The 23,048-nt window shown below is 69.8% G+C and carries 16 protein-coding genes; 13 read left to right on the plus strand and 3 right to left on the minus strand.

Going from position 1 to position 23,048, the window contains the following annotated elements; all coding sequences use genetic code 11:
• Positions 1-184 precede the first annotated feature (184 nt).
• The 4 genes from QHF84_RS41975 (at position 185) to QHF84_RS41990 (ending at position 5,542) form a co-directional block, all read left to right on the plus strand.
• Positions 185-727, plus strand: a complete 543-nt coding sequence (locus QHF84_RS41975) for a hypothetical protein (protein ID WP_281319192.1) — start codon at positions 185-187, stop codon at positions 725-727.
• A 164-nt stretch (positions 728-891) separates the two neighbouring features.
• Positions 892-2,613, plus strand: a complete 1,722-nt coding sequence (locus QHF84_RS41980) for a hypothetical protein (protein ID WP_281319193.1) — start codon at positions 892-894, stop codon at positions 2,611-2,613.
• Between the two features lie 39 nt (positions 2,614-2,652).
• Positions 2,653-4,125, plus strand: coding sequence for a sigma-54 dependent transcriptional regulator (locus QHF84_RS41985; RefSeq protein WP_281319194.1), 1,473 nt, complete (start codon positions 2,653-2,655; stop codon positions 4,123-4,125).
• Positions 4,118-5,542 (plus strand): TolC family protein, encoded by a 1,425-nt coding sequence (locus tag QHF84_RS41990; RefSeq protein WP_281319195.1) that lies wholly within the window; start codon positions 4,118-4,120, stop codon positions 5,540-5,542. Before QHF84_RS41985 ends, QHF84_RS41990 begins: the two co-directional genes overlap by 8 nt.
• A 49-nt stretch (positions 5,543-5,591) precedes the next feature.
• Here QHF84_RS41990 and QHF84_RS41995 read toward each other — a convergent pair whose 3' ends face one another.
• Positions 5,592-7,415, minus strand: a complete 1,824-nt coding sequence (locus QHF84_RS41995) for a serine/threonine protein kinase (RefSeq protein WP_281319196.1) — start codon at positions 7,413-7,415, stop codon at positions 5,592-5,594.
• A gap of 214 nt (positions 7,416-7,629) precedes the next feature.
• Here QHF84_RS41995 and QHF84_RS42000 point away from each other — a divergent pair, with 214 nt between their 5' ends.
• From QHF84_RS42000 to QHF84_RS42030, 7 genes are all read left to right on the plus strand, one after another.
• The gene (locus tag QHF84_RS42000) at positions 7,630-8,301 is read left to right on the plus strand and encodes a cytochrome c biogenesis protein (protein ID WP_281319197.1); all 672 of its coding nucleotides are present in this window, start codon (positions 7,630-7,632) and stop codon (positions 8,299-8,301) included.
• A 3-nt stretch (positions 8,302-8,304) separates the two neighbouring features.
• Complete coding sequence (locus QHF84_RS42005) at positions 8,305-8,574, plus strand: CcmD family protein (RefSeq protein ID WP_281319198.1); 270 nt, start codon at positions 8,305-8,307, stop codon at positions 8,572-8,574.
• 1 nt (position 8,575) lies between these two features.
• The gene (locus tag QHF84_RS42010; RefSeq protein WP_170228964.1) at positions 8,576-8,719 is read left to right on the plus strand and encodes a hypothetical protein; all 144 of its coding nucleotides are present in this window, start codon (positions 8,576-8,578) and stop codon (positions 8,717-8,719) included.
• A 6-nt stretch (positions 8,720-8,725) separates the two neighbouring features.
• The gene (locus tag QHF84_RS42015; protein ID WP_348652923.1) at positions 8,726-9,868 is read left to right on the plus strand and encodes an acyl-CoA dehydrogenase family protein; all 1,143 of its coding nucleotides are present in this window, start codon (positions 8,726-8,728) and stop codon (positions 9,866-9,868) included.
• A gap of 102 nt (positions 9,869-9,970) precedes the next feature.
• Positions 9,971-11,581, plus strand: a complete 1,611-nt coding sequence (locus QHF84_RS42020; RefSeq protein WP_281319200.1) for an SBBP repeat-containing protein — start codon at positions 9,971-9,973, stop codon at positions 11,579-11,581.
• 269 nt (positions 11,582-11,850) lie between these two features.
• Complete coding sequence (locus QHF84_RS42025; RefSeq protein WP_281319201.1) at positions 11,851-16,527, plus strand: MopE-related protein; 4,677 nt, start codon at positions 11,851-11,853, stop codon at positions 16,525-16,527.
• Positions 16,524-19,847, plus strand: a complete 3,324-nt coding sequence (locus QHF84_RS42030; RefSeq protein WP_281319202.1) for a MopE-related protein — start codon at positions 16,524-16,526, stop codon at positions 19,845-19,847. Before QHF84_RS42025 ends, QHF84_RS42030 begins: the two co-directional genes overlap by 4 nt.
• 96 nt (positions 19,848-19,943) lie before the next feature.
• Here QHF84_RS42030 and QHF84_RS42035 read toward each other — a convergent pair whose 3' ends face one another.
• Positions 19,944-20,738 (minus strand): HAMP domain-containing sensor histidine kinase, encoded by a 795-nt coding sequence (locus QHF84_RS42035; protein ID WP_281319203.1) that lies wholly within the window; start codon positions 20,736-20,738, stop codon positions 19,944-19,946.
• Positions 20,739-21,108: 370 nt separating this feature from the next.
• Here QHF84_RS42035 and QHF84_RS42040 point away from each other — a divergent pair, with 370 nt between their 5' ends.
• The gene (locus QHF84_RS42040) at positions 21,109-21,531 is read left to right on the plus strand and encodes a response regulator (RefSeq protein ID WP_281319204.1); all 423 of its coding nucleotides are present in this window, start codon (positions 21,109-21,111) and stop codon (positions 21,529-21,531) included.
• 56 nt (positions 21,532-21,587) lie between these two features.
• Here the strand turns inward: QHF84_RS42040 and QHF84_RS42045 are convergent, their stop codons facing one another.
• Complete coding sequence (locus tag QHF84_RS42045; protein WP_281319205.1) at positions 21,588-22,016, minus strand: response regulator; 429 nt, start codon at positions 22,014-22,016, stop codon at positions 21,588-21,590.
• Positions 22,017-22,285: 269 nt separating this feature from the next.
• Between QHF84_RS42045 and QHF84_RS42050 the strand changes: the two genes are divergently transcribed.
• The gene (locus QHF84_RS42050; RefSeq protein ID WP_281319206.1) at positions 22,286-23,032 is read left to right on the plus strand and encodes a HAMP domain-containing sensor histidine kinase; all 747 of its coding nucleotides are present in this window, start codon (positions 22,286-22,288) and stop codon (positions 23,030-23,032) included.
• The last annotated feature ends 16 nt before the right edge of the window (positions 23,033-23,048 follow it).

A 23,048-nucleotide genomic window follows, 5' to 3' on the forward strand; every position in this document is an offset into this window, starting at 1 on the left:
CGGGCGCCGTGTGTTTCACCGTCTCGATGGCGAAACACGTCTCGAAACACGGACGCGCTCGTCGCCATCCATACCGATCCCGAGGACTTCAGGCGCGCCGCGCAGAGCCTCGTGCCCGGCTTCGTGCTTCCGCCGCCCTGACGGGAAACTAGCTCCCTCTGCGGGACCATGTTCCAATCAAGGGATGCGCCGCTCGCTCCCGCTCGCGCTCGCCGGCCTCTTGATCGGCTCGTTCGCCTCGGCCGAGGAGTCCTCGAAGACGCCGCCGCCCGCAGGCGCGTCCGCGCCCGCCGCGTCGAGGGCGCCCGTGAAGAAAGCGCGCAAGGCGAAAAAAGCGAAGAAGCGTGATCCGAACGCGCCCGTCGCGAGCTCGCCGAGCTTTCAGATCCTCGCGGGCGGCGTGAGCCGCGTGTGGGTCGAGATCAGCCAGAAGGTGGACGTCACCGAGCACAAGGCCGAAGGGCGGATCGCGTACCGCATGAAGGGCGTCGTGGTGCCCACGCGGACGAACCGCCTGCCGCTGGAGACGATGTTTTTCCAGACGCCCGTGGGGCGCGTGTTGCTCACCGAGCTCGACGACGGCGACGTGGATCTCGTGATCGAGCTCAAGCAGCCGAGCACGCCGAGTCACAAGCTCGTCGAGTCGGAAGGCGGCGTGACGCTGCAGGTCGATTTCCCGGCGCCCGCCTCGTCGAAACAAGCTTCTGCCGAAGGGGCGATGCGCTGAACCGACGCGTTGCCGTCGCGGCGATCGGACTCGCCGCGTGGATCTCCGGAGCGCCGGCGCGCGGGCAGGACAACCCCGGCGTTCAGGGCGAGGTCCAGTTTCGCGCCGACGAAGCACGCGCGGATCCCGAGCGCGGCGAGGTCGAGCTCGAAGGCGGCGTGGTCGTGACGTACGACCGCTTCCGGATCACGGGTCACAAACTCGCAATCACGCTCGGTCCGAACGCGGTCGAGATGCGCGGGACCGCGAAGCTCCTGCATTGCCCTTGCAAGGATCCACCCGTCGCCCTGGAGATCTCGGGAGCGCGGGCGACGGGGCAGGGGGAGATCGAGCTTCGATGGCCTCGGCTTTACGTGGGGGCCATCCCGGTGTTCATTCTGCCGTGGCTCCTCGTTCGGCCCGCGGATCGCGTGGGGCTCTTGCCGCCGCGGTTCGCGATGCGCGGCGACGACGGCGCGCTCCTCGGCGCGGGGGCGCGGCTGCCCTGGCGAGGCACGGACGGGCGGCTACGCGCGGTGGAGCTCTACGCATCGGGGTACGTGCAGGGAGGCGTGGAGCTCGGCGCGCGGATCGACGGGCCCACGATGACGGGGCGGTTCACGTGGGATCGGCTGCGGCAGGATCGGTTCGTCGCGGATTCGCACGGGTTCGTCCGGACGGACGCTCGGCCGGACGTGCGGATCGCCTGGGACCTCGACGCGATCCGGGGCGCGCGTGGGCTCGTGGCGACGCCGTCGCTCACGGCGGCGGCGCAGCCGTTCGACGTGGGCGCGGCCGGCGTGACGATGCAAGTCTCGTCGGGGCGCGGCGTGGGCGCGATCCTCGGGACCGGGCTTCAGGCGAGGGCGCAGCGCGGGGAAGGGCCGATCGTTTGGGGTCCAACGGCGTTCGCCGGGGCCTCGGGCGCGGTGGGGCGGCGCGGGAGCTGGGAGGCGAACGCGGCGCTGGCGATGCTTTCAGGCCAAACGAATACGCCGTACGCGCGCGCCGAGGCGGGGATCGAGGTCACGCCGCGGCTCGGGCCGCTCTTCACGCGGGCGCGGCTCGGGACGCGGGCGCGGTTCGCGGGGCCCGAGGGCGCGCCGATGTCCTGGGACGCCGTGGCCGAGGCGCGAGGCGAGGCGTTCGTCTCTTTCGAACGGTCGTTCGGCGGGGCGAAAGACGCAGCCCCGCTCGTGCACCGCATCACGCCGCGGCTCGAAGCGCGCGGCGCGGTCACCGAGGGCGCGGGGGCGTTTTTCCAGGCGATACGGCCGGATCTCGGGCCCGTGCTCGGGCTCGCGGCGCTCGGCGTGTCGAGCTCGCTCGGGCGCGCGTTCGGAAGCTCGCTCGAAGCCGAGATCAAGGGCGGGTTCGTCGCGACGAACACGGGCCTCCGCGCGGTCGGGTGGGCGAGCGCGGAGGGCACGAGCGGGATCGTGAGCGCGCGGGTGGAGGCGATCGCGAGCAAGGGGAGCGTGGAGAGCCCGGAGGAAGCGGGTGATGGGGTTTCTGCGCTCGCGGAGCTACGCTTGAACCTGGAGGACAAGACCACGGTCCTCGTCGACGTGTACGGGCGCGCCGCGGGGACGGGCGCGATCGCGCGTTCGCTCGGCGGCGGGCTCTTGCTCGGCGACACGATCGGAATCGTGGCGGAGCGTGGGCTGCTGCTCGGACTGGGTTATACGAGGCCGCTCTTCGCCAGCGTGACAGGGCGCATCCGTGCCGACACCGACTTCGGGACGAGGGCCCTCGTGGGCTTCGGCGGCGCGCTCGCGTATCGGCATCCGGACGGGTGCGTGGCGTTCGAGGTCGGCGGGAGCCGTCGCGCAGGGCGTCCGGGCACGGACGTCTGGGTTTTGGTCGACCTCGTCCCCCCGCTGCCGCCGCGCCCTTCGCCGCGCTGACTTGCACTCGGGGGATTCGGGCGCGACCATGGAAGCGACGTGCCGAGCGAGACGACGCAGGGGGCGACCAAGGCGCCGAAGGCCCACGTGATGGTGGTCGACGACGAGCCGGCGCTGCGTCGCAGCCTGGCGCGCGTGCTGCTCGCCGAGGGCTTCGACGTGATGACGGCCGAGGACGGCGCCGCCGCGCTCACGCTGCTCTCGACGGCACGCGCGGTCGACGTGGTGCTGCTCGACGTGATGATGCCCGGTCCGAGCGGCATGGAGGTGCTCGCGCGCATCAAGGAGCAGCACCCCGAGGTCGAGGTCGTGATGATGACGGCGTTCGGCGACATCGACACGGCCGTCGCGGCAGTCCGGCAAGGCGCCTACAACTTCCTGACGAAGCCGTTCGGCCCCACGGAGACCGTGGCGCTCGCGCTCATGCAGGCCGCGGAGCACAAGCGGCTCGTCGACAGGACGCGCGTGCTCGAGCAGCGCCTCGTGGAGCACGAGCGGTTCGGCGAGCTGATCGGACGTTCGTCGCGGATGCAGGACGTCTACCGGATCGCGCTCGGCGCGGCGCCGACGACGTCGACGGTGCTGATCCTCGGGGAGAACGGGACGGGCAAGGAGCTCGTCGCGCGCGCGATCCATCAGCACAGCCTGCGGAGCGACCGTCCGCTCCGCGCGATCAACTGCGGCGCGATCCCCGAGACGCTCGTGGAGACCGAGCTCTTCGGCAGCGTGCGCGGCGCGTTCACCGGCGCGCAGGATCGGCCGGGGCTCTTCGAGCTCGCCGACAAGGGGACCGTGTTCCTCGACGAGATCGGCGATCTGCCGCTGAGCGCGCAGGCGAAGCTGCTCCGCGCGCTCGCCGAGGGGGAGATCAAGCGCGTGGGCGCGACGCAGCCGAAGACCGTGGACGTGCGCGTGATCGCCGCGACGAACGTGGACCTGAAGGAACGGATCGCGTCGGGTCGTTTCCGGGAGGACCTGTATTATCGGCTCGCCGTGATCCCCGTGCATTTGCCGCCGCTGCGGCAGCGAAAAGAGGACATCCCGCTGCTCGCGTACCACTTCTTGCACAAGTACGCGCGGCGGAGCGGGCGTGACATCAAGCGGATCGGCGTCGAGGCGCTCCGGCTCCTGCGCGAGCAGCCCTGGCCGGGGAACGTGCGGCAGCTCGAGAACGCGATCGAGCACGCGGTGGTGATGGCGCGCGGGGACTCGATCCTGCCCACGGATCTGCCGTTCGGGCGGGACGAGGCGCACGTGGAGGAGGACGGCGCGGCGGGAGAAACGCGCGGGTTCTGGGGCGATACGCTCTCGGAGCTCCCGTTCACGCAGGCGAAAGAGAAGGCGGCGCTCGCGTTCGAGCGCGCCTACGTGGAGAGGCTGCTCAAGCGAACGAGCAACAACGTGAGCGAGGCGGCGCGGCAAGCCGGGATGGATCGCTCGAATTTCCGGCGCCTCATGAAAAAGGTCCGCGCGGCGTCGGATGACGGCGTCGGCGAGGAGGACGATGGCTGATGTCCGCGAACACGGTTGCAGCGAGCGGGCCCCTGTGAAAAAGAGCGCGGACATGGCGCAGCGGTCGATCCGGCGATGGCTCCTCGGGGCGGCCCTTTCCCTGGGCCTCGCCGCCTTGCCGGCGCCCGCGGAGGCCAAAGAGAAGGTCGTCTACGACCTGCGGCAGATCCTGGAGATCGCCGAGCGAAACCACCCGAACGTGCTCGCGGCCCGGGCGCGGCTCGCGCAGGTGCGGGCGCAGCTCGACGAGGCCCACCGCGCGCCGTTCAGTCAATTCCGCATGACCGGCGGCGTCGGCCTCGCGCCGACCGTGCTCGGCAACAACGTGTTCAGCCCGAACACGGACGTGTCGCTGACGGGCAGCATCGGGCTCGCCTGGAGGGCCAGCGTCGACGGGGTCGTTCCGCTCTGGACCTTCGGCAAGATCACGAACCTCTGGCAAGCGGCCGAGGCGAACGTCGAGGTGAACAAGGCGAACGTCGAGAAGGAGCGCGACGCCGTGCGCCTCGACGTGCGCCGGGCCTATTTCGGCCTGCAGCTCGCGCGGGACGGTGCGCTGCTCCTCAAGGACGTTCGCACCGCGATCGACAAGGCCGTCGGCAAGATGAAGGAATCGGTCGAGGAGGACGAGGGCGATCCGATCGAGCTCTTCAAGCTGCAGACGTACACGGCCGAGCTCGAGGTGCGCGAGGCCGAGTCCGCGCGGTACATGACGGTGGCGCTCGCGGGGCTGCGGTTCTTCACGGGGATCGCGGATCTCGACATCCCCGACGCGCCGCTCAAGCCGCCGAAGCACAAGCTCGGGCACGTGTCGCGGTACCTGACGGCGGCGCGTCTGCACCGGCCGGAGCTCGCGATGGCGCGGGCCGGCGTGCAGGCGCGGCGCGCGCAGGTCGAGGTCGCGCGGGCGCAGCTCTTCCCCGATATCGGGCTCGGCCTCAACGCGGGGTATGCGCGGGCGCCCGAGGTGGCGAACCAGATCAACCCGTTCGGCTCGGATACGGCGAACTTCTTCTGGTACGGCGCGGCCGTCGTGTTCAACTGGAAGCTCGATTTCCTGCCGCAATCGTCGCGCATCCAGTTCGCCGAGGCCCAGCTCGAAGAAATGCGCGCGACGGAGAAGTACGCGCTCGGCGGCGCAGGGGTCGAGGTGGAGACGGCCTACGCCGAGGTCGTCGACTGGCAGAAGCGCGTGGACGCGTATTCGAAGGCCGTGTCGTACGCCCGGAAGTGGCTGGTCACGGTGCAGCAGGGGATCGACGTGGGGACACGCGAGGAGAAAGACGTCCTCGACGCGGCGAAGGCGTACGCGACGAACCGCTTCAGCTTGATGAACGCGACGATGGAGCTCGATCTCGCGATGAGCCGGCTCGCGAAAGCCACCGGCTGGGACGCGATCGCGCCGGACGGGCTCTGACACCCCATCTCCCGAGAGGGAGAGGCGATGGCGGTGCGGGAGTCGTCCCTTACCGGACCACGATCCAGAGCAGGATGAGCAGGAGCGCGACGAGGCCGCTCGCGCTGCCGACCGCAATGGCGAGCTGCGTGCGCGGCGGAGCGTTTTGCCAGAAGTTCGCGAGCGCCGCGAGGCCGCCGCCCGCGGGCGGAGGCGCCTGCGTGGGCTGACCGGGCCGCGTCATCCACGCGGGCGGCGCGCCGGGGCCCATGGGCAAGGGTCCCGTCGTGCCGGGGATGTTCACGGCCGGAAGGTTGCTCTGCGACGTCATGAGCTGGCCCGGCATGGGCGGCGGGCGGAACATGCCCGGCGGCATTCCTGGCTGGCCCCCCGGGCCCATCATGCCGGGCGGCGGCGCCGCGTACACGCCGGATCCCGTCGGCGTGGGCGCGCCGAAGCCGGGGTTTGGAGGGCCAAACTGGCCCGGCGGCGGGAGGTTTTGGAGCTCGGGGAACTGGCTCGTGTCGAGCGGCGTCGTCTTCGTGTACTTGTTGCCCGGGCCGAACGCGCCCTTCGCGGCCGCGAGGTCTTCCGGTTTGACCGGCGCCGTCGGCGGGTCGTCGAGGTTCGCCGAGGGAATCGCGTACTGGCGTTGCCCGCGGCTCGGCTCGAGCATGCGCGTCTTCTCGCTGTCGGGCGCGCGTTCGGGCAGCTCCGGTTTGACGTAGAACGTCGTGGGGGTGTCGCGCCGCTCGGTGGGACCATCGTCGTCGTCGTGCGCGTGTCCCGGGCTCGACGGGAGCGACGGCGTGAGCTCGTCGATCGGCGGCAGAACGTGGCCTTCGGGCAGCGGGAACGCTTGCGTCGACTCGCTGTTCAGGATCGAGCGCACGCCCGAGGGCGTCGGCGCGCCGCCGTGGAAAGGACCGGCGTTCGAGGGGCGCGGCGGCTCGGGCGCAGCGGGGCGCGGCGGCTCGTTCATCCACGCGGAGAGGGAACGATCGCCGAAGGGCGCGAGCTCGCGGCAGAGCTCGAGCACGCCGCCTTGCCGATCCTCGCGGTTCGGCGCGAGCGCGCGCATGATCGCCTTGCACACGGGCTGCGGCAGGTCGGGGCGAAGGCGCGCGATGTCCGTCGGCGGGCCCGAGCAGAGCGCGAAGACGAGGTCGCCGATGGTGTCCGCGTCGTAAGGTTTGCGGCCGGTCAAGCACTCGTAGAGCACGACGCCGAGCGAGTAGAGATCGCTGCGTCCGTCGACGGCCGAGGGGTTCCGGAGCTGCTCCAGGCTCATGTAGTACGGCGTGCCGACCGTGGAGCCGGTGCGCGTGAGCGAGCCGCCGGGGACGGGCGCGTCGCTGGCGATCTTGACGATGCCGAAGTCGAGGAGCTTGACGTCGTAGACGCCGGGGCTCGGGCCCGGGCCGAGGTGGATGTTGTCGGGCTTGAGATCTCGGTGGACGATGCCGTGCGTGTGTGCCTCGGCGAGGCACTCGCCGACCTGCAGCGCGACGTTCACCGTGAGCTCGAGCGGGAGCTGCCCCGCCTCGTGCAAGAGCTCGCGCAGGCTCTGCCCGGCGAGCAGCTCCATCACGAGGTACGGGCCCTCGGTCGGGCTCATGCCCATGTCGACGATCTTCACGGCGCGCGGGCTCTTCAAGAGGCTCGTCGCGCGCGCCTCCTGCTCGAGGCGCTGATACGTCGTCGGATCGAGCAGCGACTTCAGGGCGAGGCGCTGGCCGGTGCGGACGTGCTCGACCTCGTGGACGAGGCCGTTGCCGCCGCCTCCGATGAGCCGGAGGACGCGGTAGCGCCCATCGACGATGGTACCGGGACGGAACGCGGGGACATCGGCCTGTACATCTGCCGGAGCTTGCTCGGGGCGAATGGGGGCCATGGGGATCGCGGCTCGCGGGCGAGTCTAGATCAGCTCGTCGCCGAGGGATACTTTCCAGGAGGGGGAGGAGCGACGTGGCGGCTTGGGTCCTTGAACACCTGCGACCTTGCCACTACCGTGGCCGCTCACCATGGCGACGAGCGAGGCTCTGGCAGCCGGAACGAAAGTCGAGACGGCAAGCTCCCGCTCCCGAGGGGACGTTGCCTTCTACACGGTGCTCGCCCTCTGCGCCGCTGCGTTCCTGATCACGATCCACGTGATCTTCTTCAAGGCGCCCGTCGAGTCGACGATGGGCATCGTCCAGAAGATCTTCTACTTCCACGTGCCCATCGCGTACTCGATGTACGTCGGGGCCGCGGCGTGTTTCGTGGGTTCGGCGGGCTACCTCGCGCGCGGGACGCGCGGCTGGGACGCGTTCGCGCGCGCGGGCGCGGAGTGCGCCGTGGCGATGGGCGTGCTCGTGCTCGTGACCGGGGCGCTCTGGGGCGCGAAGGCGTGGGGCGTGTACTGGACCTGGGATCCGCGGCTCACGACGGCGCTGCTCTCGGTGCTGATTTACGTGGCGTACGTGGTCCTGCGCGCGTTCGCGGGCGACGGCGACTCGGAGCGGAAGTTCGCGGCGGCGCTCGGCGTGCTCGGCGCGGCAAACCTGCCGATCATCCACTACTCGGTGCAGAAGTGGGGCGGCAATCACCCGAAGGTGATCACGTCGGGCGGAGGCGGGCTCAAGCACCCGGACATGAAGCTCGCGCTCATGCTCGGGTTCTTGACGTTCACGTTGCTCGCGGTCGTGTTGATTTGGACCCGCGTGCGGATCGAGCTCGCGGCGGCGCGGCTCGGCGAGGCCGAGGAAGAGGCGCTCGAGCTCGGCGTGGGCGAGGAGTAGACGATGTCGGCGGATCAAGCAGCACGAGAGGCGCCCGGCGCGGCGGGGCAGGGGACGACGGCCGACGATCGCGGGGCGACGTTCCGCGCGGTCGAGGGCGGCAACCAGATGCAGAGCGGCGAGAAGCTGCTCGTCGAGGCGTACGCGTTCATCTGGATCGTGGTCCTCGTGTTCGTCGCGTCGATGTTCCGGCGGCAGCGTCGGCTCGACCGGCGGATCGAGACGCTGGAGACGGCGCTCCAGAAGGCGCGCGCGAAGAGCGGGGGCGACTGACGTGCCGGACTTCGGTCAGATCACGCCTCAGCACGTGATCTACATCCCGAGCGTTCTTCTCCTCGGGCTCGTCGTCGGATACACCCTGGGCGCGCGCGCCGTGCGCGCGGAGCTCGAGAAGCGCAAGCGCAGGATGAAGGAGTAGGAGCCTGTGGTGGATTTCTCGCTGTCCGAAGAGCACAAGGGTCTCATCGAGACCGCCCGCCGCTTCACGAAGGAGCGGATCATTCCGATCGCGGCCGCGTGTGATCACGAGTCCCGCTTCCCGATGGAGGTCTTCAAGGAGGCGTGGGAGATCGGCCTCGTCAATCCGACGGTGCCGGCCGAGTACGGCGGGTCGGGCATGGGCGAGCTCGAGAACGCGATCATCACGGAGGAGCTCGCGTACGGGTGCACGGGCATCCAGACGAGCCTGCTCGCGAACGGCCTGGCGCTCACGCCGATCAAGCTCGGCGGAAGCGAGGAGCAGAAGAAGAAGTACCTCGGCATGCTGACGAGCGAGCCGGTGATGGCGAGCTACGCGACGAGCGAGCCCGACGCGGGCAGCGACGTGGCCGGCATCAAGACGCGCTTCGCAAAGCACGGCGAGGACTACGTGCTGAACGGGCAGAAGTGCTGGATCACGAACGCGAGCTACGCGCGGTTCTACGTGATCTTCGCGACGAGCAACCCCGAACTCCGGCACAAGGGCATCGCGGCGTTCATCGTCGATCGCGACACGCCGGGCCTTCGCGTGGGCAAGAAGGAGGACAAACTCGGGCAACGCGCGAGCGACACGGCGCAGGTCTTCCTCGAGGACGTGGTGGTGCCGAAGGAGAACCTGCTCGCGCCCGAGGGCAAGGGCTTCAAGCTCGCGATGGAGACGTTCAACCAGACGCGCCCCGACATCGGCGCGGGCGCGACGGGCCTGATGCGCCGGTGCCTCGACGAGTGCGTGGCCTACGCGAAGGAGCGCAAGACCTTCGGCACGCCCATCGCGAACCACCAGCTCGTGCAGTGGATGATCGCGGAGATGGCCATCCGCGTGGAGGCGACGCGGCTGCTTTATCAGAAGGCCGCGTGGAACCTCGACCACGGCGTGCGTGATCCGATCGTGTCGAGCTTCGCCAAGGCCTACGGCGCCGACAGCGCGATGCAGACGGCCGTCGACGCGGTGCAGGTCTTCGGCGGCAACGGGTACGTGAAGGAGTACCCCGTCGAGAAGCTCATGCGTGACGCGAAGGTCCTGCAGATTTACGAGGGCACGAGCCAGATCCAGCGGCTCGTGATCGCCAAGCAGCTCTTCGGGGGCTAGCCCCACATCCCGCCATTTCCCTGAAGCCCCCTCTACACGCGCGCACCGACCGTTGATATCAACGGGGGCTGGCGAATTTCCTTTCGCGGGAGGAATGGCTTCATGCGGACACGTCGCGCGCACTCCAAGACCCTCGAGGCGTCCACGGGCGCCGGTAAGCTTCTCGGCACGGGCGCCGTGCTGGCCTCGTTCGTTTGCGCAGGCGCGCTCGTGGCGCTCGCTTCAGCGTGCGGCGGAGGGAACAGCGGCTCGGGGGGCTCCGGCGCCGGCACGGGCGGCGCAGGCGCGACGGGCGGCGGCCAGGGCGGCGATGGGCTCCAGGACTTCGTGACGAGCGCCTCGGGCAGCTCGTCGAGTTCCGGAGCCGGCGGGCAGACCGGCGACGCCGGGCCGACGTGCAACCCGCCGAACCCCGCGGGCGGCACGACCGTGTTCGCCGCGGCCTACGGCGATCCGCAGGTCCAGAGCGGCGTGTCCGTCTCGACCGACAAGACGGGCAACATCCTGCTCGCCGGCGCCTTCCAGGGCGCGATGAACCTCGGCGGGACGATGCTCACGAGCGGCGGCAAGGAGGACGCGTTCGTCGCGAAGCTCTCGCCGAACGGGCAGGTGCTCTGGGCGAAGCGCTTCGGCGACGGGCAGAACCAGAGCGCGACGGGTATCGGCGCCGATGCCGAGGGCAACGTCTACGTGACGGGCATCTTCATCGGCACCGTCAACTTCGGCGGCCAGAACCTCACGAGCGACACGAACTTCTTCCAGGACGTCTTCCTCGTGAAGTTCGCGCCGGACGGCACCCACCAGTGGAGCATGAAGTTCGGCGATTCGAACATCCAGTACGCGCGCGCGCTCGCGGTCGACCCGATCGGCAACGTCGTCATCTCGGGCTACTTCCAGCAGAAGGTCGACTTCGGCGGCGGCGTCCTCACCGCGGCGGGCACCGCCTTCGACGTGTTCGTCGCCAAGTTCAACTCGCTGGGCCAGCACCTCTGGAGCAAGAAGTACGGCAACGAGGCCGATCAGTCGGCGAAGAGCCTCGCGGTCGACGGCTCGGGCAACGTGTACGTGGCGGGCGAGGCGGCGGGGTCGATCGATTTCGGCGCCGGGGCGCTCATGGCCCAGGGCAACCCGAGCGCGTTCGTCGCGAAGCTCGACCCGCAAGGCGCGCAGATCTGGGCGAAGATCAGCTCGGGCACGGGCAAGGCTTCGGCGAACGCCGTCGCGGTGTCGCCCACGGGCACGGTGGCCGTGGCCGGGCAGTTCCAGGGCACGTTCGATCTCGGCGGCAAGCCCATGTCAAACCCCGACCTCGACGACGCGTTCGTCTCGGTTCTCACCTCGGGCGGCGCGCAGACGTACACGCTCAGGTACGGCGATACGACCTTCCAGCGCGCCGACGGCGTGGCGTTCGCGCCGAACGGCGACCTGCTCCTCGCGGGCGCGTTCACGGGCGCGATCGATCTCGGCGGCGGGGCCATCCCGAGCGCGGAAGGGTTCGACATGTTCCTCGGCCGCTTCGCCGCGAAGGACGGCTGCCTCGTCTGGGGCCGCGGCTACGGCGGGCCTCTCGCGCAGTCGCCGCAGTCGCTCGTCTTCGACCCGGTGAGCGGCAACGTGGTGCTCACGGGCAGCTTCGGGGGCACGGTCGATTTTGGTCTCGGCCCCGTGTCCGCGGCCGGCGACGACGCTTTCCTCTTCGCTGTCAAGCCCTGAAACGAGGGCCGCGCGCGCCCCGGGCTGAATTCCGGGGCGCGTTCGGGTGACACTTCGCGGTAGCGAAGGGACCGTCAACCGTCCGGCGCGTGCGACGCGCCGAGTCCATGACGGAACGGGCAGCTTGCGGGCGCGCCGGGGGCGTGTCCGGGGCTTGTGGCGCGACGAGCGCTCTGAGATCCTGAACGACGATGCTCGCCTCCGTCGAGTCCAAGGCGGGAAGGCGTGCGTGGAACGGGTGCACGTCCGTGTGCCCCTCGGAGCTACCCATGGCTTTGTTCCGGCAGCCCTCGAAAGGGATCCTTACTTCGTTCGCCGTGCTCGCAGGGGTCGCCGCGGCCGCCGCGTTCACCGCGCCGGCCGACGCGCAGGAGGCAGCCGCGTGCCTCTCGCAAAACCCCTCGGATTGGCCTGCGCCCTCGCGGCCTTACTTCATGATCATCGCCGACACGTCGGGCTCGATGACGACGTGTACGACGCCGCCCTCGGCCGTGACGGTCGAGTGCGACGATTCCCTTGATGGGTACAAGCTGAACTCCTGCGGCATGATTCCGAGCCGGTTGAACGACGCCAAGTGCGCGCTCCGGAAAACGGTGCAGGCGTTCGGCGGCGAGGTGAACTTCGGGCTCTCGACATACGCGGGCGTCATGAAGAACTGCACGTTCGGCCCAGGCGGCGTGTGCGTGAGCGATTGCGGCGTGCCGAACGGGATCACGTGCAACCCGGACAACTACGGCTGTACCATCGACCCGCTGCCGGATGGTGCCGGCTCGGGCCTGCTCGACAACTGCGGCAACAAGCCCGAATGCACCACCGGAAACGGGAACGGGCCCGCGGGGCCGAATCTGACGGAGGGCTCGTGGCGCAACGGCGGCAACATCGTCGTGCCCTTGCCGAAGGATCCCTGGTGGGGGCCGGCCGCGCCCGCCTCGAACGTGCCGGAGCTGCTCCAGTGGTTCGACGGCCTGTGCAACGACAACAAAGAGCTCTTCGCCGAGGGCGCCACGCCGATCGCCGGCTCGCTACGCACCGTCACCCAGTACCTGCGATCCGGCTGGAACGTGAACTGGAGCCAGTCGAACTACTGCCAGACCGGCTTCGCGTACGGCTCGAACCTCGCCACGCCGATCGACGTGATGGATCGGCTGTGCCGCAGCGTGAACGTCATCCTGGTGACCGACGGCGACGAGACGTGTGACACGCAGGCCGACGCGGTGGCCGCCGCCCAGGATCTCTGGCAGACCGGCGTCACGCTCGGGACCGCCCCCAACCAGAAGAACTGGAAGGTCCCGGTCTACGTCGTCAACTTCGCGGGCGGCGACACGGTCAAATCGGACGCGATCGCGGCCGCCGGCGGCACCGTGACGTCGTACTCGGCGAACGACGAGGTCTCGCTCGCCAAGGCGCTCGCGCAGATCATCGGCTCCGCGGCCAAACCCGAGGTCTGCAACAACGGCGACGACAACTGCAACGGCTGTACCGACGAGGGGTACAAGCACTACTGCAACAAGGGCGCGCCGGCGAAGGCGTGCTGTAGCTGGTCGACGACCGCGCAGCGCACCACGTGCCTCAACAACTACCTCGCGTCGATCACGTCGGCGGATCCCGACGGCAACGAGACGCTCCTGCCGTGTACGACCGACGCGCAGCAGGCCGCTCCCGCGACGTGGCTTTGCTACGACCCGAAGGAGATCTGCGACGAGGCCGACAACAACTGCGACGGCAACGGGGCGAACAAGACGAACCTCGTCGACGAGGGCTTCAACAAGTGCGGTAACCCGCTCAAGTGCCCCACGACCGAGACCTGCGACGGCCAGGACAACGACTGCGACGGCCTGACCGACGAGAACGTCTGCCCGAACTGCGTGCCCTCGCCCGAGGTCTGCGACGGCTGCGACAACGACTGCGACGGCATCGCGGACGACAACATCCCCGCGGTGGCCTGCGGCCAGTCCACCCCGGCGAACTGCCAGGGCACGCAGGCGTGCAAGCCCGCGCAGCCCGTGCCGCAGCCCGGCCAGTGCGTGGCCGGCGGTGGTCTCGCGGCCTGTCAGAACAACCCGCAGACCGAGACCTGCGACGGCATCGACAACGACTGCGACGGCATCGTGGACGACTCGGTCGCGCCGACGGCCTGCGTGCCGGCGGGGACGCCAGGCGGCCTCGTGTACGGCGGCACGAGCCAGTGCAAGCAGGGCCAGAAGCCGTGCGGCAGCAGCACGTGCACGGGCTTCGTCGGTCCGTCGGCCGAGGTCTGCGACGGCATCGACAACGACTGCGACGGCCAGGTGGACGAGCAAGCGGCGGGCGTGGGCACCTCGTGCGGCGTGGCGCTCGCGCCGTGCACGCCCGGCACGCTCGCCTGCGTGAACGGCGCGCTGGTTTGCCAGGGCGGGACGGGGCCGCAGCCCGAGGTCTGCGACAACGTCGACAACAACTGCAACGGCATCGTGGACGAGGCGCCGCTCGCCGACGCTCCGGCCGCCGGGATGAACGGCTGCTGGCAGAACGCCGGCAACTGCTGCGTCTTCAAGAACGTGGTGTGGTGCCCGCCCCCCGGCGCCACCTGCAACGGCAACGGCACGCTGGTGTCGCCGTGCAACAAGGGCACGCTCGTCTGCACGAACGGCGCCTGGGCCTGCCAGGGCCCCGTCGGCCCCTCGACCGAGCAGTGCGACAGCGCGGACAACGACTGCAACGGCATGATCGACGACGTGCCCGGCACGGGCGGGCCCTGCGGCTCGGACGTGGGCGAGTGCGTCGCGGGTATCCAGCAGTGCGGGCCGAACGGCGTGCAGTGCGTCGGCCAGGTCGGCCCCTCGACCGAGATCTGCGACGGCAAGGACAACGACTGCGACGGCCAGATCGACGACAACGTCGGCGGCCTCGGCAAACCCTGCGGCATCAACCAGCCGCCCTGCTCGCTCGGACAAACGGCGTGCGTGAACGGCGCGATCGTGTGTCAGGGCGGCATCCAGGCGCAGCCCGAGACCTGCGACGGCGTGGACAACGACTGCGACGGCAAGATCGACGACGCGCCGCTCTTCGACGCGCCCGTCGCCGGGCAGAACGGATGCTGGGATCTGTCGGGCAACTGCTGCCAGCACGGCAACCTCTCGTGGTGCCCGCCGCCCGGCGCGTCCTGCGCCGACAACGGCATGCTCGCGCCGCCCTGCAACAAGGGATCGCTGGCCTGTCAGGGCTCGCTCGGCTGGGTCTGCTTGAACGCGAAGGGCCCGCAGGCCGAGGCGTGCGACGGCCTCGACAACAACTGCGACGGCACGATCGACGACGGCACGTTCATGGGTGAAGGCGTGGCCTGCGGCAGCAGCACGGGCCAGTGCTCGCCGGGCGTCATCGACTGCGCGGGCGGCATCCTCGACTGCGTGGGCGACGTGCCCCCGGGCCCCGAGACTTGCAACGGCCTCGACGACGACTGCGACGGCACGGCCGACAACGGCATCGTCGTCGGCGGCTCGTGCACGCCGGCCTACAACACGACGGACTACCCGGGGCCGCGTGACAAGGGCGCCTGCCAGCCGGGCATCCTGCAGTGCGACGGCATGGGCGGCGAGACGTGCGAGGGCGGCGTCGGCCCGCAGCCCGAGATCTGCGACGGCGTGGACAACGACTGCGACGGTGCGATCGACGAGCCGGGCCCCGCGCCGGACGGCATCGACGGCACGGCGAACCCGCTCGACGCGATGCAGGTGATCGGCGGCGCTTGCGGCGTCGACACCGGCGCTTGCCAGCAGGGCCACTGGGCCTGCCTCAACGGCCTCTTCGCTTGCCTCGGCGGGCAGGGTCAGACGGACGAGGCGTGCGACTGCGAGGACAACGACTGCGACGGCACGACCGACGAGCAGGACCCGAACGCCCCCGCGATCTGCGCGCCCGGAAACTCGTGCGTGAAGAGCGGCAGCGCGTGCACGTGCGCGACGCCCTGCCAGGGCGGCGAGTTCCCGTGCCCGCCGGGCCAGATTTGCGAGGAGGTCATCTCCAGCCAGACCGGCCAGCCGCTCGGCAACTTCTGCATCGCGAACAACTGCGGCGACTGCGCGACGAAGACGGTGAAGGACGCGGCGGGCGTGGTGCTCTGCGCGCCTGCGGGCACGCCTGCGGACGCGAACTGCGTCGTGCCTCCGGTCTGCGTCTGCAAGGGCATCGCCGGCTGCAAGGAGCCTTGTGACGGCGTGACCTGCGGCGCGGGCGAGGTCTGCACGAACTACGGCCCGAACGCCGGCAAGTGCGTGCAGAACAACTGCTACAACGTGCCCTGCGTGGGCTGCGGCAAGGTCTGCAACGGCGGCTCGTGCGTGGACAACCCGTGCAAGCCCGATAGCTGCCCGACGGGCCAGGTCTGCAAGCCGAACGATACGTTCACCGACGTCACGTGCGTCGACTCCTGCGCCGACAAGAGCTGCGGCGCGGGTGAGGTGTGCAAGGACGGCCAGTGCGTCGCGGGCTGCGATCCGGCGTGCGTCGGGACGCAGGTCTGCGACCTGTCGCAGTCGCCTCCGGCGTGCGTCGACAGCAAGTGCGCCTCGCCGACGTGCCCCGACGGTTCGTACTGCGATCCGCTGACGGGCAACTGCGGCAACGATCCGTGCGAAGGCGTGCTCTGCCCGATGGGCCAGGTCTGCCAGAACGGCGACTGCTTGCAGGGTCAGGGCGGCAGCGGCGGCGCGGGCGGCGCGGGCGGCGCAGGCGGCGCAGGTGGCGCGGGCGGCGGCGGCAACCCGACGTCGACCACGGGCACGGGCGCGGGCGGCGCGCCTCCGGACGACAGCGTCTGGGGCCTCGCAACGGGCGGCGGCGGATGCGCATGCGACGTCGGCGCGCAGGATCGGAACAGTGGCTTCGCGCTGGCGCTCGCTGCGCTCGCGCTTGGCATCGCACGCAGGCGGTCTTCCGGGCGCCGCGGCGTTACGGAGGTGTCGCGATGAGCTCGCTCGGCAAACCCAAGCCCTTCGGGCTGGTCCTCTCGGCCCTCGTGGTCTCGGCGCTCGCGCTCGGGGCCGCGGGGTGCACGACGGACGCGTTCTGCTTCGACAAGTGCGCCGGCGACTCGCCGTCGGGCTCGGGCTCCGGCTCGGGCTCCGGCGGAACGGGCGGTCAGGGCGGGGAAGGTGGTGACAACTGCTTCCCGTTCTGCGGCACCGACGGCGGCCCGGGCTCGGGCGGCGCCGGCGGCGGCGGCCCGTGCGTCCCGACGAACGGCGGCATCGAGATCTGCGACAAGCTCGACAACGACTGCAACGGCGCGGTCGACGACGGCCCGAACATCAACCTCGAGAGCAAGACGACGTGCGGCACGTGTGACAACAACTGCTTCACGAAGCTGCTCAACAACGATCCCGCGAGCATCACCTGCGTGCCGAGCCAGAACCCGGGCACGGTGCCGGGCGAGTGCAAGGGCACGTGCGTGTCGGGCTTCTACGACCTCGATGGCGACGGTCCCTGCGAGTACTACTGCATCAAGAACACGCCGGACGACGCGTCGTGCAACAACAAGGACGACGACTGCGACGGCGTGAAGGACGAGGACGTCGACCTCTGCACGAGCACGACGGACTGCGGCAAGTGCGGGAACAACTGCGTCGTCATCAACGGCACGTCCGAGTGCGCGACGACCGCGGGCGCCGGCGAGGCGTGCACCTCGGCGAACACGCAGTGCAAGATCAAGCAGTGCGAGCCGGGCTTCTACGACCTCGACAACTCCGTCGCGACGGGCTGCGAGTACCAGTGCACCCCGTCGAACGGCGGCGTCGAGAAGTGCGGTGACAGCGTCGACAACGACTGCGACGGCAAGATCGACGAGGCCGACGACCTCTCGATGGATCCGCAGATCGGCAAGAACTGCTTCGGCGATCCGGACGGCATCTGCGGGCTGCTCTCCGCCGCCGGCAAGACGGCGTGCGTCGGGAACAAGGTCGTGTGCGCCGGGCCGAACGTCGTCGTCGAGGGGCAGATCCAGGAGATCTGCAACGGCCTCGACGACGACTGCGACGGCCAAGTCGACGACAACCCCACGGACGTCGGCAACTCCTGCGGCCAGAGCAACATCTTCCCCTGTCAGTTCGGCAAGCAGCAGTGCCAGAACGGCCAGCTCGTCTGCGTCGGCGCGGTGAACCCCACGGCCGAGCTCTGCAACGGCCAGGACGACAACTGCAACGGGACGATCGACGACATGCCCGTCGACGTGGGCGCGACGTGCGGCTTGACCGACGTCGGTCCCTGCCAGAAGGGCGTGGAGCAATGCCTGCCCGGCGGCCAGAAGACGTGCGTCGGTGAGATCGCGCCGAAGACCGAGACGTGCAACGGCCAGGACGACGACTGCAACGGCCTCGTCGACGACGTCGCGGGCACGGGCTCGGCGTGCGGGCAGAGCAGCACGTCGCCTTGCAAGCTCGGCACGCTGCAGTGCGTGGGGCAGTCGCTCGTGTGCGTCGGGAACATCGACCCGACGACCGAGACCTGCAACATGAAAGACGACGACTGCGACGGGCAGGTCGACGAGGGCATCCCGAGCCAGCAATGCGTGCCCGTCGGCGCGCCGCCGAACCTCGTGTACGGCGGCCTGAGCAAGTGCGTGAAGGGCACGCAGACGTGCGGCGGCGCGTGCACGGGTTACATCGGGCCGAGCACGGAGACGTGCAACAGCCTCGACGACGACTGCGACGGCATCGTCGACAACAACCTGAACCTCGGCGCTTGCAACGTGCCGCCTGCGCCCCCCGCGGGCGCGATGTCGCCTTGCAAGGCGGGCACGTACACCTGCGTGGGCGGCGTGCAGACGTGCCAGAACTCGGTCGGCCCGTCGAGCAGCGTCGATAGCTGCGGCGTGGACTCGAACTGCGACGGCGCGCTGACCGGCCAGCCGAACCTGCAGACCGACGTCGCGAACTGCGGCGCGTGCGGCAACAACTGCTACGCGAACGCGGTGCACGCGATCTGGTCGTGCACGTCGGGCATGTGCGCCTTCCAGGGCTGCGAGAACGGCTACTACGATCTCAACAACGACAAGAAGTGCGAGTACAGCTGCCAGTACAAGCAGGCGCAGGAGATCTGCAACGGCGAGGATGACGACTGCGACGGGCAGATCGACGAGGGCGTCGTGGCCCCGACGCCGGTGCAGGTCTGCGGCGTGAGCGTCACGGCCACGCGGCCGGAGTGCACGTCGCAGGTGACGGTCGCTTGCACGCAGGGTGCGTGGAAGTGCACGTTCCCGGCGGGCGTGTGCAACGGCGCAGCCCCGAACTACTGCTCGGGCGCCACCGAGGTCTGCGACACCCTCGACAACGACTGCGACGGCATCCTCAACGAGAACGTGCCGAACTACGGCAAGGCCTGCGCGAGCGACGACGGCCTGCCGGCGCCCGGACACGGCGCCTGCCGCAAGACCGGCACGTTCGTGTGCAACGGCGCGAACGCGACGACGTGCAACGCGGTCAAGGCCGATTGTTCGACCTTGGCCGGCGGCTGCACGGAGCTCTGCGACGGCGTGGACAACGACTGTGACGGGCTCGTCGACGAGACCTACGTCTCGAAGGGCTCGAACACGGCGAACTACGTCAAACCCGTGGTCACGCGCATCGCGTCGAGCCTCTGGATCTACAGCTACGAGGCGAGCCGACCGAACGCCGTCACCGACGTCGCCAACAACATCATCACGCCCGGCGTCGGCAACGGCTACCACACGACCGCGCCTCCGGGCACGACGCTCGACAAGACGCTCGCGTGCTCGGTGCCGAACAAGCTGCCGTGGTTCAACGTCACGCCGGCCGAGGTCGAGCAGACGTGCAACGCGATGGGCGGGTTCATCTGCTCGACGGCCGACTGGACGACGGCGTGCCAGGCAACCCTGAGCTGCAACTGGGGCTACAACCCGCGCGGCGGGCCGTGCACGTCGACGTACGACAGCACGAAGTTCTGCAACATCGGCCCCGCGTTCGACTTCAACACGTCCATCGCGGGAGATCAGGACGGCCTGCTCTTCACGGGCTCGAGCAGCTTGCAGAACTGCTGGGCGGACTGGTCGAACCTGAACAGCAACAACGCCGCGACCAACAGGATCTTCGACATCACGGGCAACCTCCGTGAGATCACGAGGAGCGCGGCGAGCACGTATCCGCTCATGGGCGGCGCGTTCAACACCGGCGACCTCGGCGGCGGGACGTGCTCGTTCCAGTTCTACACGGTCGATCAGAGCTTCAAGCTCTTCGACCTCGGCTTCCGCTGCTGCTTCACGCAGAACCCCGGCTGACGAAACGAATCGAGCGGGCGCCTCTCGCGGCGCCCGCTCGATGTCCCCCCGCCCCGCGCGAAGGCGCGCGTGGCTCGCGCGCCCCTCGCGGATCGCTCAATCCCTTCGATCGTGACTCGAGAGCGCGGCTCCGTCGGCCGCGGGCAGCGTGAAGTGGATCGTGCTCCCACGCCCCACCTCGCTCTGCGCGCCGATGTGCCCGCCGTGCGCCTCGACGATGCCCTTGGCGACGTAGACGCCGAGGCCCATGCCCTGACACGCGCGGCGCCCCTCCGGCGGCCTGCGTGAGAACAGCATCGGCCGATCGAGCTCGGCGATGCCGGGCCCCGTGTCGGTCACGGAGAAGCGCGCGCCGGAGGGCGCGGGCTCGGCGCGGATCGTGATCGACCCGCCCTTCTGCATGAAGCGCGCTGCGTTGCTGACGAGCCGCGAGAGGACCTGCAGCACGCGGGCGCGATCGACGTAGAGCGCCGGCAGATGCGGCGAGACCTCTTTCACGACCGCGATCGGCCGCTGCGCCGTGGCGAGCGCCGCGGCGAGCGCAGCCGCCTCCACGAGCGACGCCGCGTCGTGCACCTCCTGCCCGATCGGCAATCTCCCCGCGTCGATGTGCGCCGCGTCGACGAGGTCCTCGACGATCTGGTTCATCTCCAGCGCGGCGCGCTTGATCGTCTGGAGCTGACGATCGTGTGCAGGATCCCCGCCGAGCTCGCGCGCGAGCAGCGTCGTCGTCACCATCACCACGCCGAGCGGGTTGCGCAGATCGTGCGAGACGATCGTGAGCAGCTCCGCGCGCTGCGCTTCGGCGGCTTTCGCGCGCCGCTCGAGCTCTCGACATCGCCGCTCGAGCTCGGCCACGTAACGCGCGTCTTTCGTTTGCACCGCTGGCATGCGAGCGCGCTTCGTCGCGGGGCGCGACGTGCTTCGCGACGGCCCATTTGCCGGCTTGCTTGCTTGTTTGCGTTTCCTCGCTTCAGACACGATCGCCTCTTTGATTTGCAGGGTAACGCGACATCACGCGGCCCATGCAGTCGGAGATCGCCTCACTCGGCCATCCGTGCCGCGATGTCCGGAGTCGTCCGCGTCGGGTTTCTCCCGATATGCCGCTCAGGCGTGTCTCCACGGCCCAAGAAGGGCACGATTCCGTGCCTGAGGTTCCTCGCCTGCGGTTATCATCGACCCTCGCTCGTGACGCACGCTGCGCCACGGGTGCGGGGTAGGCGGCGACGCGCGCTCCATTGATGACCGGGGGTTTTACGTCGTGAAGACGACAGACGAAACTGGGCTCGGGCAACAACACGGCGGCCTCTCGCCGCTCGTCCTCGTGGTCGACGACTTCGACGACAACCGCGAGATGTTCACGGAGTTTCTTTCGTTCTCCGGGTTCCGCGTGGCGCAGGCTTCGACCGGGCGAGAGGCGCTGGACCAAGCGTTCTCCCTCTTGCCCGATCTGATCCTCATGGATCTGTCGCTGCCCGAGCTCGACGGGCTCGAAGCGACGCGGTGCCTGAAGAGCGACGAGCGAACCAAGCGCATCCCGATCGTGGCGCTGACGGGGCACGCGCTCGCGGGTCACTCGAAGGACGCGAAGGAGGCGGGCTGCGACTCGTTCTTGACGAAGCCGTGCCTGCCCGACGCGCTCGTGACCGAGATCAAGCGGGTCCTCGGCGCGCGAGCTCGATAGCGCCGCGGACCGACGACGACACTACGAAGGGGGGGAACATGAGAGCGTCCGAGGGCTCACGGGTGGGCGTGCGCGCGGATCGCGTCACGCAACAGGCGGGCGGCCTCGTCCCAATCGACGGGCTTGACCAGGACCGCGTCGAACGCGCTGTTCGCGAGCTTGGCGCGCGCGGAGAGATCGCGCCGTCCCGTGCATGCGAAGAGCGCCATCCGTTGTGTCGCGGGATCGGAGCGCAGCGCTTCGGCGACGACGAAGCCGTCGATGCCGGGCATGCGCAGATCACACAGGACGGCGTCCGGTACGTCCTGCGTGGCGAGGAAGACGCCGCGCAGGCCGCCTTTCGCGCGCTCGACCTGGAAGCCGTGCGCTTCGAGCGAGGCCTCGGCGATCGCGAGGAAGTCGGGATCGTCGTCGACGATGAGCACTCGCGGGCGGAACGCGCTCGTCTGCTCCATCTCGCCCGCCCCGCCCATCGTCTCCGCCATCCCGCCCCCTCCGACTGCGTGCAGATCGCCGTCCGCGCGAGAACGCGCGCGACGAGACGCGTCGCTTCCCCATGTCTTGGACCGGCGCGCGCGATGCGCAATGCGGCGGCGCGGTCTCTGCGAACTTCGTCCTCGCGAGACGGCGGATCCGTCCGTCGGCTCTCTTCGCGATCTCCTCGATCCTCGGCGTCTCCTGCGTGCTACGCAGTGTGCGTCGTGTGCTCGGTCAACGCTTACCGCGCCCCTTTTCGGGCTCTAGAGTGTGCCTCATGAGTGTCGACGAGGTTTTCTTCGACCGCGTGGCCCACGACCTGCGTGGCGAGCTCTCGACGATGCTCGCCGGCGTCCACTACTTGCTCCGGTTTGGCCGGGATCTCACGCCTCCGACGCGCGAGATGCTCGAGCGGGTGAGCGGCGCGGGCGAGCGGCTCACGCGTATGCTCGCGGAGCTCGACGACGCCGTCTGGCTGCTCGATACCGACAAGCCGCTCGTGCTCGGGCCCATCCGCTTCGGCGATCTGATCGACGAGGTGATGACGCGCATCGAGCCCACGGTGAAGACGCGCGGCGTGCGCCTCGTGCTCGAGCAGACCGACGCCGACGCTGCGACCGAGCTCGTCGGTGACGTGGATGTGCTCGCCACGGCCCTCACCTCGGTCGTCGATCTCGCCACCTTGCGCGCGCCTTCCGGCACGGTGCACGTCACGGCCGAGGCCCGGGACGGCGCGCCGATCGTGCGGGTGCGCGACGAGGGCGACGCCGTGCCCAAGGACGTGCTCGCGCGCCTCTTCGAGCCCTTCGTCGAGCGGGACATCGTGCCGCGCGAGACGCACGGCCGGCGCAAGCTCAGGCTCGGGATCGGCCTGCCGATCGCGCGGGCGATCCTCGAAGCGCACGGCGGCTCGCTCGTCGTGGAACCGGGCGACACGGGGCTCACGCTCCGTTGCGTGGTCTCCTTGCGCAAGGCCTCGGAGATCCCGGCCCAGCCCGAGAAGGCGCGCGCCGCGTCCGGCTAGCCGGCGCCTTGCGATG

Origin of the sequence: Polyangium sp. y55x31 (assembly GCF_029946505.1) — a bacterium.
Classification (GTDB): Bacteria; Myxococcota_A; Polyangia; order Polyangiales; family Polyangiaceae; genus Polyangium.